This is a genomic window from Streptomyces sp. NBC_01077 (genome assembly GCF_045162855.1).
In the GTDB taxonomy this organism is placed as follows: domain Bacteria; phylum Actinomycetota; class Actinomycetes; order Streptomycetales; family Streptomycetaceae; genus Streptomyces.
The window spans coordinates 2715844-2729775 of record NZ_CP108669.1 but is presented as its reverse complement, the minus strand read 5'-3'; the positions used below and the strand labels follow the sequence as shown (position 1 = coordinate 2729775).

Annotated in this window: 13 protein-coding genes; 6 read left to right on the top strand and 7 right to left on the bottom strand. The window is 70.2% G+C overall.

Annotated features, from left to right (window positions below):
* Positions 1-42 precede the first annotated feature (42 nt).
* Both OG462_RS12155 and OG462_RS12150 read right to left on the bottom strand, forming a co-directional pair.
* Positions 43-1356 carry a CoA transferase gene (locus OG462_RS12155; protein WP_406057229.1) on the bottom strand — a complete coding sequence of 438 codons (1314 nt, stop codon included), beginning with the start codon at positions 1354-1356 and terminating at the stop codon, positions 43-45.
* Between the two features lie 84 nt (positions 1357-1440).
* Complete coding sequence (locus tag OG462_RS12150; RefSeq protein ID WP_406057227.1) at positions 1441-2982, bottom strand: S8 family peptidase; 1542 nt, start codon at positions 2980-2982, stop codon at positions 1441-1443.
* Between the two features lie 273 nt (positions 2983-3255).
* On the opposite strand from OG462_RS12150, the gene OG462_RS12145 reads away from it, so the two are divergent.
* The 3 genes from OG462_RS12145 to moaA all read left to right on the top strand — a co-directional run bounded on the left by OG462_RS12145 (position 3256) and on the right by moaA (position 6422).
* Positions 3256-3630: a DUF485 domain-containing protein gene (locus tag OG462_RS12145; protein WP_406057225.1), complete on the top strand. Its 375-nt coding sequence runs from the start codon at positions 3256-3258 to the stop codon at positions 3628-3630.
* Positions 3627-5267: a cation acetate symporter gene (locus tag OG462_RS12140; RefSeq protein WP_406057224.1), complete on the top strand. Its 1641-nt coding sequence runs from the start codon at positions 3627-3629 to the stop codon at positions 5265-5267. Before OG462_RS12145 ends, OG462_RS12140 begins: the two co-directional genes overlap by 4 nt.
* Positions 5268-5432: 165 nt before the next feature.
* On the top strand, positions 5433-6422 hold the full coding sequence (gene moaA / locus OG462_RS12135; RefSeq protein WP_406057222.1) for a GTP 3',8-cyclase MoaA: 990 nt from the start codon (positions 5433-5435) through the stop codon (positions 6420-6422).
* 39 nt (positions 6423-6461) lie between these two features.
* Here moaA and OG462_RS12130 read toward each other — a convergent pair whose 3' ends face one another.
* Both OG462_RS12130 and OG462_RS12125 read right to left on the bottom strand, forming a co-directional pair.
* Positions 6462-6677 (bottom strand): hypothetical protein, encoded by a 216-nt coding sequence (locus OG462_RS12130; protein WP_150507022.1) that lies wholly within the window; start codon positions 6675-6677, stop codon positions 6462-6464.
* 182 nt (positions 6678-6859) lie between these two features.
* A complete protein-coding gene (locus OG462_RS12125) occupies positions 6860-7204 on the bottom strand; it encodes a DUF3099 domain-containing protein (RefSeq protein ID WP_406057220.1) in 345 nt (114 codons plus the stop codon).
* Positions 7205-7373: 169 nt separating this feature from the next.
* Here OG462_RS12125 and OG462_RS12120 point away from each other — a divergent pair, with 169 nt between their 5' ends.
* A complete protein-coding gene (locus tag OG462_RS12120) occupies positions 7374-7649 on the top strand; it encodes a GlsB/YeaQ/YmgE family stress response membrane protein (protein ID WP_406057218.1) in 276 nt (91 codons plus the stop codon).
* 109 nt (positions 7650-7758) lie between these two features.
* Here the strand turns inward: OG462_RS12120 and tyrS are convergent, their stop codons facing one another.
* From tyrS to OG462_RS12105, 3 genes are all read right to left on the bottom strand, one after another.
* The gene (gene tyrS, locus OG462_RS12115; protein WP_406057216.1) at positions 7759-9027 is read right to left on the bottom strand and encodes a tyrosine--tRNA ligase; all 1269 of its coding nucleotides are present in this window, start codon (positions 9025-9027) and stop codon (positions 7759-7761) included.
* Positions 9028-9081: 54 nt separating this feature from the next.
* Complete coding sequence (locus OG462_RS12110; protein WP_406057214.1) at positions 9082-10473, bottom strand: metallopeptidase TldD-related protein; 1392 nt, start codon at positions 10471-10473, stop codon at positions 9082-9084.
* An 82-nt stretch (positions 10474-10555) separates the two neighbouring features.
* Positions 10556-12079: a TldD/PmbA family protein gene (locus tag OG462_RS12105; RefSeq protein WP_406057212.1), complete on the bottom strand. Its 1524-nt coding sequence runs from the start codon at positions 12077-12079 to the stop codon at positions 10556-10558.
* A gap of 219 nt (positions 12080-12298) precedes the next feature.
* On the opposite strand from OG462_RS12105, the gene fabG reads away from it, so the two are divergent.
* Positions 12299-13018 carry a 3-oxoacyl-[acyl-carrier-protein] reductase gene (gene fabG / locus OG462_RS12100; RefSeq protein WP_406057210.1) on the top strand — a complete coding sequence of 240 codons (720 nt, stop codon included), beginning with the start codon at positions 12299-12301 and terminating at the stop codon, positions 13016-13018.
* A 5-nt stretch (positions 13019-13023) separates the two neighbouring features.
* On the top strand, positions 13024-13800 hold the full coding sequence (gene fabI / locus OG462_RS12095) for an enoyl-ACP reductase FabI (RefSeq protein ID WP_406057209.1): 777 nt from the start codon (positions 13024-13026) through the stop codon (positions 13798-13800).
* The last annotated feature ends 132 nt before the right edge of the window (positions 13801-13932 follow it).

Genomic DNA, 13932 nt, shown 5'->3' with positions numbered 1-13932 from the left:
GCGCCGGCCGTCACTCCGTAGGGAGTCCGGAGACGCCGGCCGTCACTCCGTGACCCACACCGGCGCGTCCGCGCCCTGCAGGCCCGGCGGGCGTGACCAGCCCGTCGGGCCGCCCTCGTACGCGACGGGCGACAGCGCGTGCCGCAGCCGCCCGAGGGGCCCCTCCGACTCCGTGACGTACCGCTCGGGCTCGTACCGCGGCAGCGTGTGCGTCAGCCAGTGACCCGTCTGGGCGAGGGCGAGCCGGACGAGCCGGCTGCCGCCGTCCCGGTCCTGCTCGGTCAGGGACCGCAGGACCGCCGCCGCGAGCAGATAGCCCGTCCCGTGGTCCAGGGCCTGCGCGGGGAGCGCGCCCGGCTGCTCCGGCGAGCCCTCGACGGTGGCGATCCCGGTCGCCACCTGGACGAGGCTGTCGAAGCCGCGCCGCCCGCCCCAGGGCCCGTAGTCGCCCCAGGCGGAGAGCCGGGCGGTGACGAGCCCCGGGCGGTGGAGGTCGAAGCGGTCGAGGGCCCCCGGCCGGTATCCGGTGACCAGCACATCGGCGGAGCCGAGGAGTTCGTCGAAGGTACGCCGGTCCGACGCGCGGTCCAGGTCGAGCGCGGCGGTCCGCTTGCCGACGTCGGCGTCCGCGTGCTGGTCCGGCAGTTCGGGACGGCCCGGCGGGTCGATCCGCAGCACGTCCGCGCCGAGCAGCGCGAGCGTCCGGGTCGCGACCGGTCCGGCGATCACCCGGGTCAGGTCCAGGACCCGCAGCGGGCCGGTACGGCGCCGGGGCGGGGCCTCGTCGAGCCGCTCCCGGGTCAGCAGCGGCCGCGCCGCCACCTCCCGGCCCTGCTCGTGCGCCGCCCACTCCGAGGGCGTGCGCAGGGCCACGGCCAGCCCCCCGGCCGCGTACACCGCCGTCTCGACCTCGACGGCCTTCCGCTCGCCGATCGCCGCCTCGACGGCCTCCACCGACTCCTCGGACACACCGAGGCCGGTGAGCAACGCGGCCCGGTGGTGCGGGTAGTTGGCGTGTGTACGGACCCAGCCGTCGGCCGCCCGCCAGAACCGGGACAGCGGTGCGAAGGCCACCGGAGCCCGTCCGTCGACCCGCAGATGACGCTCGCTCACGACGGCGGTGGCGACGGCCCCGTCGTCCACCCGTACGGGACCGGGAAGTCCGGCCCGCTCGACGGCGGCGAGCCCGGCGACCGCGACCGCGGCCCGGGACAGCTCCATCACCGGAAGCCGCGCGGCGAGCAGCCCGGCGGGCCCGCCGTACTCCACCCGGTCCACCAGGGCGGGATCACCGCCGAGGGCCGACCACAACAACTCCGTACCGGTACGCACCGTGTTGTTCATGCCGTTGTCCATGACCGCACTATGGCACTCGGTGCCACGCGAAGGGCCCTGGTGTGGCACACCACACCAGGGCCCTCCGTCAAGCACACGCGGTGACTACCAGCGGACAGCGTCCAGCGCGTCGATCAGACCGGCTCCGTAGAAGCCGTTCTTGTTCTTGCCACCCTCGCAGACGGCGTCGATCTTGCCGTCGCCCTCGATGTCGTACGGGTTGGTGCAGGCGCGGTCGTCGGCCTGCGCGTACAGCAGCGCCTTGAGGGCCGCCGGGCTCGCGTAGGGGTGCGTCGACTTGATGAGCGCGAGGACGCCCGCCGCGTGCGGCGAGGCCATCGACGTTCCGGCCTTGTAGTTGTAGCCGCCGTTGACCGTGGTCGACAGGATGCGGCCGTTGACCGCCGGGGCGTCCGGCGTCTGGTACTCGGTGCGGTCACCGCCGGGGGCGGCGATGTCGATCACGCCGAGACCGTAGTTGGAGTAGGACGCCTTGAGGTCCTTGGCTCCGGTCGCGGAGACCGTGACGACACCCGGCAGCATGGCCGGGTAGTCCAGGCACTCCTTCGGGTCGATGACCCGGTCGCCCGGCGTGGTGTCGTTCGGGCTGCTGTTGTCGACGATCGAGTCGGCGGCCAGGTCGAACTTCGAGTTGCCGGCCGCGGCGACGTTGACCGTGCCCTTGCGCTCCGCGTAGCGGGTCGCACGGGTGACCGCTTCGATGAGGGCCTTCTGGTCCTCGTCGTTCTTGCAGGCGAACATCCACGGGTCGGTGTAGTAGCTGTTGTTCGTGATGTCGACACCGTGCTCGGCCGCCCACACGAAGCCGCAGACGACGGCCTCGGTGTAGAAGAAGCCGTCCGGGGTGGACACCTTGATGCCGGAGACCTTCACGCCCGGGGCGACACCGGTGATGCCGACGCCGTTCTTGGCGGCGGCGATCGTACCGGCGACGTGGGTGCCGTGGTCGCTCTCGCCCGGGTTCGGGCGCCACGAGCCGGCGGTGGTGTCCGGCTTGCCGGACACGCAGTTCGCGGAGGCCTTGGCGTCGAAGTTCGGCGCCAGGTCCGGGTGGGTGTCGTCGACACCCGTGTCGATGACGCCGACGGTGACGCGCTTGCTGCCGAGCGTCTTCTGGTGGGCCTTGTCGGCCTTGATCGCCGGGAGGTCCCACTGCAGGGGCTCCAGCGGGTCCTGCTCGTCCGTCGCCTTGGCGGCGGCGGCCTTCGCCTCGGCCGCGGAGAGCGACTGCGCGCCCTCGTCGACGGCGTCGTCGGACTGGACGGAGAGCGGGGCGGTACGGGTCGAACCGACCGATGCCACGCCACGAGCCTGACGAACCGTCTTCGCGAACTCGGGGTTCTGCGAGTGGACGACTATCACGCCTATCTGGTCGTACGAGATGACCACCTCGCCGCCCGCGGCGGCGATCGCCTTCTTCACCGAGGCGGCGGTCCAGCGGCCACCCTCGACGTTGACGACGTACGAGAGCTTCGGCCCGTTCGTCGCGGCTACGGCGGCCGCCGGTGCGTCACTCAGCTCCGCGGCGGAGGCGGCGCCGGAGGGAAGGAAGCCGAGCGAGGCCGTGAGCGCGAGACCAGCAGGCAGAGCAAGAGCTCGGCCGCGCCTCGATCCCAGATGAGCCATGGGTTCTCCACATCATCCGTATGTACTGTCCGCGCGCGGGTTTACGCGTGAACAGGTGCATGACGAGTGAAGCTATCGCTGATCTTCCTGGTCCTTCAATGAGTTGAGAAGACTTCATGAAGATCTGTTCAAGAAAATCCCCTGTGTGAACCACTTCGCTTCCGGCTCCGTGCCGTTGGTCAGGGGAGGGGCTCCACCCGGAGCCCCCGTTTCCGCACCCCTGGTGAGGCCCCCTTGACCATGCCGTCCGCCCCCGCGTCACGAGGAGATTCCGTGGCTACCGAAGCACCGCCGCCGCCCAGAGACGGGACGGAGACCGCACCAGGTCCCGTAGCGCCCACGACGGAACAATTCGTCGAGGTGCAGGAAGGTGCGGAGTTCGGCGAACTGCGCCGTACGTACCGCTCCTTCGCCTTCCCGCTCACCCTGGCCTTCATCGCCTGGTACCTGCTGTACGTGCTGCTCTCCAACTACGCGGGCGGCTTCATGGGGACCAAGGTCTTCGGCAACATCAACGTGGCCCTCGTCCTGGGGCTCGGCCAGTTCGCCACCACCTTCCTCATCGCCTGGCTCTACTCGCGGCACGCGGCGAACCGGCTCGACCCCAAGTCCGACGCCATCAGAAAGCGCATGGAGGGCGACGCATGAGCACCCCCGTCCTGCTCGCGGCGGGCAACGCCACCAGCGAGCACCGACCGCTGATCATCGCCCTCTTCGGCGCCTTCGTCATCGCGACCCTGGTCATCACGATCTGGGCCGGCCGGCAGACCCGCAGCGCCGCCGACTTCTACGCCGGCGGAGGCCAGTTCACCGGCTTCCAGAACGGCCTTGCGATCTCCGGCGACTACATGTCCGCCGCGTCCTTCCTCGGCATCAGCGGCGCCATCGCCCTCTACGGCTACGACGGCTTCCTGTACTCGATCGGCTTCCTCGTCGCCTGGCTCGTGGCGCTGCTCCTGGTCGCCGAACCGCTGCGCAACTCCGGCCGGTTCACGATGGGCGACGTCCTCGCCTACCGGATGCGCCAGCGGCCCGTCCGTACCGCCGCCGGCACCTCCACCATCGTCGTCTCGATCTTCTACCTGCTCGCGCAGATGGCGGGCGCGGGTGTCCTCGTCTCGCTGCTGCTCGGCATCACCACCGACGGCGGCAAGATCGCGATCGTCGCCCTCGTCGGCGTCCTGATGATCGTCTACGTGACGATCGGCGGCATGAAGGGCACCACCTGGGTGCAGATGGTGAAGGCCGTCCTGCTCATCGCGGGCACGCTCCTCATCACCTTCCTCATCCTGCTGAAGTTCGACTTCAACCTCTCGCAGCTGCTCGGCGCCGCCGCCACCAACAGCGGCAAGGGCGACGCCTTCCTGGAGCCCGGCCTCAAGTACGGCGCCAGCGCCCTCTCGAAGCTCGACTTCCTCTCCCTCGGCATCGCCCTCGTCCTCGGCACCGCCGGCCTGCCCCACATCCTGATCCGCTTCTACACGGTGCCGACCGCCAAGGCCGCCCGTAAGTCGGTCAACTGGGCCATCGGCATCATCGGCGGCTTCTACCTGATGACGATCGTCCTCGGCTTCGGCGCCGCCGCCCTGCTCAGCGGCGACACCATCAAGGCGTCCAACAAGGCGGGCAACACGGCGGCCCCGCTCACCGCCCTGGAGGTCGGCGGTGGCGCCGACTCCACCGGTGGCGCGATCCTCCTCGCCGTCATCTCCGCCGTCGCCTTCGCCACCATCCTCGCCGTGGTCGCCGGTCTGACCCTGGCCTCGTCCTCGTCCTTCGCGCACGACATCTACGCGAACGTGATCAAGCGCGGGAAGGCCACCGAGAAGGAGGAGATGCGGGCGGCCCGCTGGTCCACCGTCCTCATCGGCATCGTGTCGATCGCGCTCGGCGCCCTCGCCCGCGACCTCAACGTCGCCGGCCTCGTCGCCCTCGCCTTCGCGGTCGCGGCCTCGGCCAACCTGCCGACGATCCTCTACTCACTCTTCTGGAAGAGGTTCACCACCCAGGGCGCACTCTGGTCGATCTACGGCGGACTCATCTCCTCCGTCGTCCTCGTCCTCTTCTCGCCGGTCGTCTCCGGCGGGCCGGCCTCGATGTTCAAGGGCGTGGACTTCCACTGGTTCCCGCTGGAGAACCCCGGCCTCGTCTCGATCCCGCTCGGCTTCCTCCTCGGCTGGCTCGCCTCGCTCCTCTCCAAGGAGGAGCCGGATGCGGGCAAGTACGCGGAGCTGGAGGTCAAGTCCCTCACCGGTGTCGGGGTCGCCGCCGCGGTCAAGCACTGACCGGAGCGCAGTCGGCCGTATACGTTCCGCGATCTTCGGGCGGCCGCGTCGTAGAGTTCTACGACGCGGCTGCGCCGGTCCTCGTGACAATCTGCCCTGCTCGTTGTCCGTGTGCTCACGTAGGCTCGAACCACACGCAACCACAAGACGGGGAGGGGGCCCACAGTGCTCATCGACACCTATGGCCGCGTGGCCACCGACCTGCGCGTCTCGCTCACCGACCGCTGCAATCTCCGCTGTACGTACTGCATGCCGGAAGAGGGCCTCCAGTGGCTCGCGAAGCCGGATCTCCTCACCGACGACGAGATCGTCCGGCTGATCCGCATCGCGGTCACCGACCTCGGCGTCACCGAGGTCCGCTTCACCGGCGGCGAACCCCTGCTCCGCCCCGGCCTCGTCGGCATCGTCGAGCGCTGCGCGGCCCTGGAGCCCCGCCCCCGGATGTCCCTCACCACCAATGGCATCGGGCTCAAGCGCACCGCCGCCGCACTGAAGGCCGCCGGTCTCGACCGGGTCAACGTCTCCCTGGACACCCTGCGCCCCGAGGTCTTCAAGACCCTCACCCGGCGTGACCGCCACCAGGACGTCCTCGACGGCATGGCCGCCGCCCGTGAGGCAGGCCTCACCCCGGTCAAGGTCAACGCCGTCCTGATGCCCGGGCTCAACGCCGACGAGGCCCCGGACCTGCTCGCCTGGGCGGTCGCGGAGGGTTACGAGCTCCGCTTCATCGAGCAGATGCCCCTGGACGCCCAGCACGGCTGGAAGCGCGACGGCATGATCACCGCCGGGGACATCCTGGAGTCCCTGCGCACCCGCTTCACCCTGACACCGGAAGGCGCCGACGAGCGCGGCTCGGCCCCCGCCGAGCGCTGGGTCGTCGACGGCGGACCGCACACGGTCGGCGTCATCGCCTCCGTCACCCGCCCGTTCTGCCGGGCCTGCGACCGGACTCGGCTCACCGCCGACGGCCAGGTGCGGACCTGCCTGTTCGCAACCGAGGAGACGGACCTGCGGGCCACGCTCCGCTCGGACGCGCCGGACGACGAGGTCGCCCGGATCTGGAAGCAGGCCATGTGGGGCAAGAAGGCGGGCTCCGGCCTGGACGACCCGGAATTCCTCCAGCCCGACCGCCCGATGTCGGCGATCGGCGGCTGACCGGGGAAGGGGCGGGACCGACCTCGACGGCCGTACGCCTCAGGCCTCGTCGGACTCCCAGTCGGCCAGCGGCACGACGTCCTTGAGGAAGCCCCGTACACCCAGGAACTGGGACAGATGCTCGCGGTGCTCCTCGCACGCGAGCCAGGTCTTGCGACGCTCGGGCGTGTGCAGCTTGGGGTTGTTCCACGCGAGCACCCAGACGGCGTCGGCGCGGCAGCCCTTGGCGGAACAGATCGGCTTCTCTTCGCTCACCTGATCATTGTCCAGCAAGGGCGATGCCGAGCAGCCACGGGGGGAGCTGCCCGGCATCGGTCCGTCGCTCCGACGGGGGATGCGGAGCGCGTAGGCAGTATGTCACGGCACATGGGGTGCGGTGCACTGGAACTTCACGATTGATCTGAGCTTTTCTTGAGCTTTCCGGCCACTGTCCGTGATCAATTCCGGCCGTACGGTCGCTCCGTGTCCGCATCCACCGAGGCCTCCGCGGCACCGAGAGCGGGCCGCACGGGAGCCGGTACGAAGGTGGAGGGAAGGGACGGAGCCGTCTCACGTCCCGCGTTCGCGATGACCACCGCGATGTAGGGGAGCAGGATGCCCAGGGCGAGCGCCACGATCGCCACGTGTCGCTCGACGTTCCACAGCACCGCGGCCGCGATCACGGACAGCGTCCTGACGGTCATCGAGATGATGTAGCGCCGCTGCCGTCCCCGGACGTCGTCCGCGAGCCCCTGTCGGGCTCCCGTGATCCGGAAGACCTCGCCTCCGCCACTCTTCGGCATCGCCGTCCACCACCCACCGGTCGCGCCGGACCCTCCCCGGTCCGGACCTCGTTCCACCGTACGCCCGCCCTCCCGCGCCGACGAGGCCGGGGCACGGATGGCGCTGTCCGACATGCGCCGTATGGCGGGTGGGCCGAGACTGGGCGCAGTTGCGTACAAGGAGGCGACGATGAGTTGGTTGTGGGCGATCATCGTGGGATTCGTCCTCGGTCTGATCGCGAAGGCGATCCTGCCCGGAAAACAACAGATCCCGCTCTGGCTGACGACCGTGTTCGGCATTCTCGGCAGCGTGCTCGGCAACGCGGTCGCGACCTGGATCGGGGTCAACGACACCAAGGGCATCGACTGGACCCGCCACCTGCTCCAGCTGATCGGCGCCATCGCCGTGGTCGGTGTGGGCGACATGCTGTGGGCCTCGATCAGGGGCAACAAACAGCGGGCCTAGCGGCGCACCGAGCACCCTGAGAACCGAAAACCGGGAGGCCCGGTACGGCACATCACGTGCCGTACCGGGCCTCCCGGCATGCTCGGTTCCGCGGGGTACGAGCCCCGCGTCACGCGCCGGCGAACTCGATCGCCGCCAGGTTCTTCTTGCCGCGCCGCAGCACCAGCCAGCGGCCGTGCAGCAGTTCGTCCGCCGCCACCTCGGCGTCCTCGGCGGTGACCTTCACGTTGTTCACGTACGCCCCGCCCTCCTTCACCGTGCGGCGCGCTCCCGACCTGCTCGGGGCGAGACCGACCTCGGTGAACAGGTCGACGACCTGACCCAGCTCCGTCACGCGCGCGTGCGGCAGCTCGGACAGGGCGGCGGCCAGCGTCGCCTCGTCCAGCTCCGCCAGGTCGCCCTGGCCGAACAGCGCCTTGGAGGCGTTGATGACGGCCGCGCACTGGTCCGCGCCGTGCACCAGAGCGGTGAGCTCCTCGGCCAGCGCACGCTGGGCGGCGCGGGCCTGCGGACGCTCGGCGGTCTGCTGCTCCAGCTCCTCCAGCTCCTCGCGGGACTTGAAGGACAGGATCCGCATGTACGTCGAGATGTCCCGGTCGTCCACGTTCAGCCAGAACTGGTAGAACGCGTACGGCGTCGTCATCTCCGGGTCGAGCCAGACGGCGCCGCCCTCGGTCTTGCCGAACTTGGTGCCGTCCGCCTTGACCATCAGCGGGGTCGCGAGCGCGTGCGCCTCGACACCCGGCTCCAGACGGTGGATCAGGTCGAGGCCGGCCACCAGGTTGCCCCACTGGTCCGAGCCGCCCTGCTGGAGCGTGCAGCCGTAGCGGCGGTACAGCTCCAGGAAGTCCATGGCCTGCAGCAGCTGGTAGCTGAACTCGGTGTAGCTGATGCCCTGCTCGGACTCCAGGCGCCGGGCGACGGAGTCCTTGGTCAGCATCTTGTTGACCCGGAAGTGCTTGCCGATGTCCCGCAGGAACTCGATCGCCGACATGCCGGCGGTCCAGTCCAGGTTGTTCACCATGACCGCCGCGTTCTCCCCCTCGAAGGAGAGGAACGGCTCGATCTGCGTCCGCAGCCGGTTCACCCAGTTCGCGACCGTCTCGGGGTCGTTCAGGGTGCGCTCGGCCGTCGGCCGCGGGTCACCGATCTGGCCGGTGGCCCCGCCGACCAGCGCCAGCGGCCGGTGCCCGGCCTGCTGGAGCCGGCGGACGGTGAGGACCTGGACCAGGTGGCCGACGTGGAGACTGGCCGCGGTCGGGTCGAAACCGCAATAGAAGGTGACGGGACCGTCCGCGAGAGCCTTGCGCAGTGCGTCCTCATCGGTGGACTGGGCGAAGAGCCCACGCCACTTCAGCTCGTCGACGATGTCGGTCACGTCGTCCGTCTCCTTGTGATGCTGGTGGGAAATAGTTGTCTCAGTCTAGGTGGGTCAGACTCCCTTGCTGACCGAGCTCATGTTGAAGTCGGGGATCCGCAGGGCGGGCATCGCGGCCCGGGTGAACCAGTCGCTCCACTCGCGCGGCAGCGTCTTCTCCGTACGGCCCGCCTCGGAGGCCCGCGACAGCAGGTCCACCGGCGACTCGTTGAACCGGAAGTTGTTCACCTCGCCGACCACCTCGCCGTTCTCGACGAGGTAGACACCGTCCCGGGTCAGACCGGTGAGCAGCAGTGTCGCCGGGTCGACCTCGCGGATGTACCAGAGGCAGGTGAGGAGCAGGCCGCGCTCCGTCGCGGCGACCATGTCCTCCAGGGAGCGCTCGCCACCGCCGTCCAGGATCAGGTTCCCCGCTCCGGGAGCCACGGGCAACCGAGTAAGTTCCGCCGTGTGCCGGGTGGTGATCAGGCGGTCCAGCTTCCCGTCCCGTACCCAGTTCGTCGGCGCGATCGGCAGACCGTTGTCGAAGACGGAGGAGTCGTCGCCCGAGGAGTGCGCGATCACGAACGGCGCGGACTCCAGGCCCGGTTCGTTCGGGTCGCTGCGCAGGGTCAGCGGCAGCGGGGAGAGGGTCTCGCCGAGCCGGGTGCCGCCGCCGGGCTTGGAGAAGACCGTACGGCCCTCGACCGCGTCCCGGGCCGTGGAGGACCACAGCTGGTAGATCAGCAGGTCGGCCACGGCCGTCGGCGGCAGCAGGGTCTCGTACCGTCCGGCGGGCAGCTCGATCCGGCGCTCCGCCCAGCCGAGGCGGGTCGCGAGCTCGGCGTCGAGCGCGGCCGGGTCGACGTCCTTGAAGTCCCGGGTCGAGCGGCCGGCCCAGGCGGAGCGCGAGCGGTCGGGGGACTTGGCGTTGAGCTCCAGGGTCCCCTTGGGCTGGTCGTGGCGGAGCCGCAGGCCCGTGGACGTACCCAGGTAGGTGGAGGTCAGCTCGTGGTTGGCGAAGCCGTACAGCTCCCGGCCGCCGGCCCGGGCGCGGGCGAAGGCCTCGCCGAGCGCCGGGGCGAAGTCGGCGAACACGGCGGAGGAGGTCTCCGCCGGGGCGTCCGTGAAGTCGGGCGACGAGGGCACGTCCGTCACCAGCGGCTGGGCGTCCTCGGCGGGCCCGGCGGCGCGGGCGGCGGCCTCGGCGGCCCGCACCAGGGGCTCCAGGTCGTCGACGGTCACGGCGGACCGCGAGACGACACCGGAGGCGGTGCCCTGCGCGCCGTCGACGGTCGCGATCACGGTGAGCGTACGGCCGCGGGTCACGCCGTTCGTCGTGAGCGCGTTGCCCGCCCAGCGCAGATTGGCCGAGGACTCCTCGTCGGCGATGACGACACACCCGTCGGCACGGGACAGCTCAAGGGCCCGCTCGACGATCTCGTACGGCTTGCTGACGCGGCTCATCGACCGGCCTCCTGCGTCGTGTTCAGACTGTGCTTGCCCGGGGGACGCCCCCCGGACCCCCGGCAGATTCCGTGGCTCGCGCTCATCGACCGGCCTCCTGCGTCGTGTTCAGGATGTTGACGCCCCGGAAGAGGGCGGAGGGGCAGCCGTGGGAGACCGCGGCGACCTGGCCCGGCTGGGCCTTGCCGCAGTTGAAGGCGCCGCCGAGCACGTACGTCTGCGGGCCGCCGACCTGCTCCATCGAGCCCCAGAAGTCGGTGGTCGTCGCCTGGTAGGCCACGTCCCGCAGCTGGCCGGCGAGCCGACCGTTCTCGATGCGGAAGAAACGCTGCCCGGTGAACTGGAAGTTGTAGCGCTGCATGTCGATCGACCAGGACCGGTCACCGACCACGTAGATGCCGCGCTCCACGCCCCCGATGAGGTCCTCGGTCGACAGACCGCCCGGGTCCGGCTGGAGCGAGACGTTCGCCATCCGCTGCACCGGCACGTGCGCGGGGGAGTCGGCGAAGGCGCAGCCGTTCGACCGGCCGAGGCCCGTGAGCTTCGCGATCCGCCGGTCCAGCTGGTAGCCGACGAGCGTGCCGTCCTTCACCAGGTCCCAGCTCTGCGCCTCGACGCCCTCGTCGTCGAACCCGACGGTCGCGAGCCCGTGCTCGGCGGTCCGGTCACCCGTCACGTTCATGATCGAGGAGCCGTACGCCAGCTTGCCCAGCTGGTCGAAGGTGGCGAATGAGGTGCCCGCGTAGGCCGCCTCGTAGCCGAGGGCCCGGTCCAGCTCGGTGGCGTGCCCGATCGACTCGTGGATGGTCAGCCAGAGGTTCGACGGGTCGACGACCAGGTCGTACCGGCCCGCCTCGACGCTCGGCGCCCGCATCTTCTCCGCGAGCAGCGCCGGAATCTCGTCCAGCTCCTTGTCCCAGTCCCAGCCGGTGCCCGTCAGGTACTCCCAGCCCCGCCCGACCGGCGGCGCGATCGTCCGCATCGAGTCGAACTCACCGGTCGTCTCGTCGACGGCGACCGCCGTGAGCTGCGGGTGCAGCCGGACACGCTGCTGGGTGGTCACGGTGCCGGCCGTGTCCGCGTAGAACTTGTTCTCGTGAACGGTGAGCAGCGAGGCGTCCACATGCGCCACGCCCTCCGCCCCGAGCAGCCGGGAGCTCCAGTCGGCGAGCAGCGCGCTCTTCTCCTCGCCGGGGACGGAGAAGGGGTCGATCTCGTACGAGGAGACCCAGGTGCGCTCCTCGTGCACCGGCTCCGCCGCGAGCTCCACCCGCTCGTCCGAACCCGCCGCCGCGATCACCTTGGCCGACAGCTTCGCCATCGCGACCGCCTGTGAGGCGACCCGCGCGGCCCCGTCCATGGTCAGGTCGACCCCGGACGCGAAGCCCCAGGCCCCGCCGTGCACCACCCGCACCGCGTAGCCGAGGTCCGTGGTGTCCGAGGAACCGGACGGTTTGGCGTCGCGCAGGCGCCACGAGGCGCTGCGCACCCGCTCCAGGCGGAAGTCCGCGTGCTCGGCGCCGAGCGCACGCGCTCGGGCGAGCGCCGCGTCGGCGAGCGCCCGCAGGGGCAGCGCGACGAACGAAGGGTCGATCTGATGGACCACGAGCGGCCTCGCTCTCGGTGATCGGAAGGCGACGGTTGATCTGCCCCGGAAGTCAATCACGGGACGGACCGTCGAGTCGGCGCATTACCGACGCGGAGCCTCCGAGCTGTAGAGACCCGACAGTGACACCCGGGCGCCACTGTCGGAGGTCGATTCCTCATGTCGGGGGCGAAACCGATAGGTTTTCGGCTACCAGACCGCTATCGAAAGGGTGATCCGTTGAGCCGCTCGGTTCTCGTCACCGGAGGAAACCGGGGCATCGGCCTCGCCATCGCCCGCGCGTTCGCCGAGTCCGGCGACAAGGTCGCGATCACGTACCGCTCCGGCGAGCCGCCGGCGGAACTCATCGAACTGGGCTGCCTGGCCGTCAAGTGCGACATCACCGACGGCGAGCAGGTGGAGCAGGCGTACAAGGAGATCGAGGAGAAGCACGGTCCGGTGGAGGTCCTCGTGGCCAACGCCGGCGTGACGAAGGACCAGCTCCTCATGCGCATGTCCGAGGAGGACTTCACCTCCGTCGTCGACACCAACCTCACGGGCACCTTCCGGGTCGTCAAGCGCTCCAACCGCGCGATGCTGCGCGCCAAGAAGGGCCGCGTCGTCCTGATCTCCTCGGTCGTCGGTCTGCTGGGCTCCGCGGGCCAGGCCAACTACGCCGCCTCCAAGGCGGGCCTGGTGGGCTTCGCCCGCTCCCTCGCGCGTGAGCTCGGCTCCCGCAACATCACCTTCAACGTCGTCGCCCCTGGTTTCGTCGACACCGCCATGACCGCCGTGCTCACCGACGAGCAGCGCGCGGGCATCGTGTCCCAGGTGCCGCTGGGCCGCTACGCCCAGCCGGAGGAGATCGCCGCCGCGGTGAAGTTCCTCGCCTCCGACGACGCCTCGTACATCACTGGAGCCGTCATCCCGGTTGACGGCGGATTGGGCATGGGTCACTGATCACCATGAGCGGAATTCTCGAGGGCAAGCGCATCCTCATCACCGGTGTGCTGATGGAGTCCTCCATCGCCTTCCACGCCGCGAAGCTGGCCCAGGAGCAGGGCGCGGAGATCATCCTCACCGCCTGGCCGCGGCCGACGCTGACCGAGCGCATCGCCAAGAAGCTGCCCCACCCCGACAAGGTCAAGGTCCTGGAGCTCGACGTCTCGAACGACGAGCACCTCGCCCGCCTGGAGGGTCAGGTCCGTGAGCACCTGGGCGACCGCCTCGACGGCATCGTCCACTCCATCGGCTTCGCCCCACAGGACGCGCTCGGCGGCAACTTCCTCAACACGCCGTTCGAGTCCGTGGCCACCGCCATGCACGTCTCCGCCTTCTCCCTGAAGTCGCTGACGATGGCGCTGCTGCCGCTGATGAGCGAGGGCGGCTCGGTCGTCGGCCTCACCTTCGACGCGAAGTTCGCGTGGCCGCAGTACGACTGGATGGGCCCTGCCAAGGCCGCCCTGGAGGCCACCAGCCGCTACATGGCGCGTGACCTGGGTAAGCAGAACATCCGGTGCAACCTGATCTCGGCGGGCCCGCTCGGCTCGATGGCCGCCAAGTCCATCCCGGGCTTCGGAGAGCTGGCGTCCGTGTGGGACAGCCGCTCCCCGCTGGCGTGGGAGCTCTCGGACCCGGAGCCGGCCGGCCGCGGCATCGTCGCGCTGCTCTCGGACTGGTTCCCGAAGACCACGGGCGAGATCATCCACGTGGACGGCGGCCTGCACGCCATCGGCGCGTAACCGCTTCTCGTCGGAGCATCAGGGCCGTGTGCCCGCCCCCAGGGGCGGACACACGGCCCTCGCCGTTCCGCAACTCCTGCCCGACTCGAAAAGTCGAGCGAACCACCCCAGACTGGGGCAGAGCGTGAGGTT

What these genes read in the sequence shown, in the direction of transcription:
- OG462_RS12125 (WP_406057220.1), bottom strand. Translation starts at nt 7,204, where the DNA reads ATGCCGAAGAGTGGCGGAGGCGAGGTCTTCCGGATCACGGGAGCCCGA.
- OG462_RS12150 (WP_406057227.1), bottom strand. Translation starts at nt 2,982, where the DNA reads ATGGCTCATCTGGGATCGAGGCGCGGCCGAGCTCTTGCTCTGCCTGCT.
- fabI (WP_406057209.1), top strand. Translation starts at nt 13,024, where the DNA reads ATGAGCGGAATTCTCGAGGGCAAGCGCATCCTCATCACCGGTGTGCTG.
- OG462_RS12155 (WP_406057229.1), bottom strand. Translation starts at nt 1,356, where the DNA reads ATGGACAACGGCATGAACAACACGGTGCGTACCGGTACGGAGTTGTTG.
- OG462_RS12120 (WP_406057218.1), top strand. Translation starts at nt 7,374, where the DNA reads ATGAGTTGGTTGTGGGCGATCATCGTGGGATTCGTCCTCGGTCTGATC.
- OG462_RS12140 (WP_406057224.1), top strand. Translation starts at nt 3,627, where the DNA reads ATGAGCACCCCCGTCCTGCTCGCGGCGGGCAACGCCACCAGCGAGCAC.
- OG462_RS12110 (WP_406057214.1), bottom strand. Translation starts at nt 10,473, where the DNA reads ATGAGCCGCGTCAGCAAGCCGTACGAGATCGTCGAGCGGGCCCTTGAG.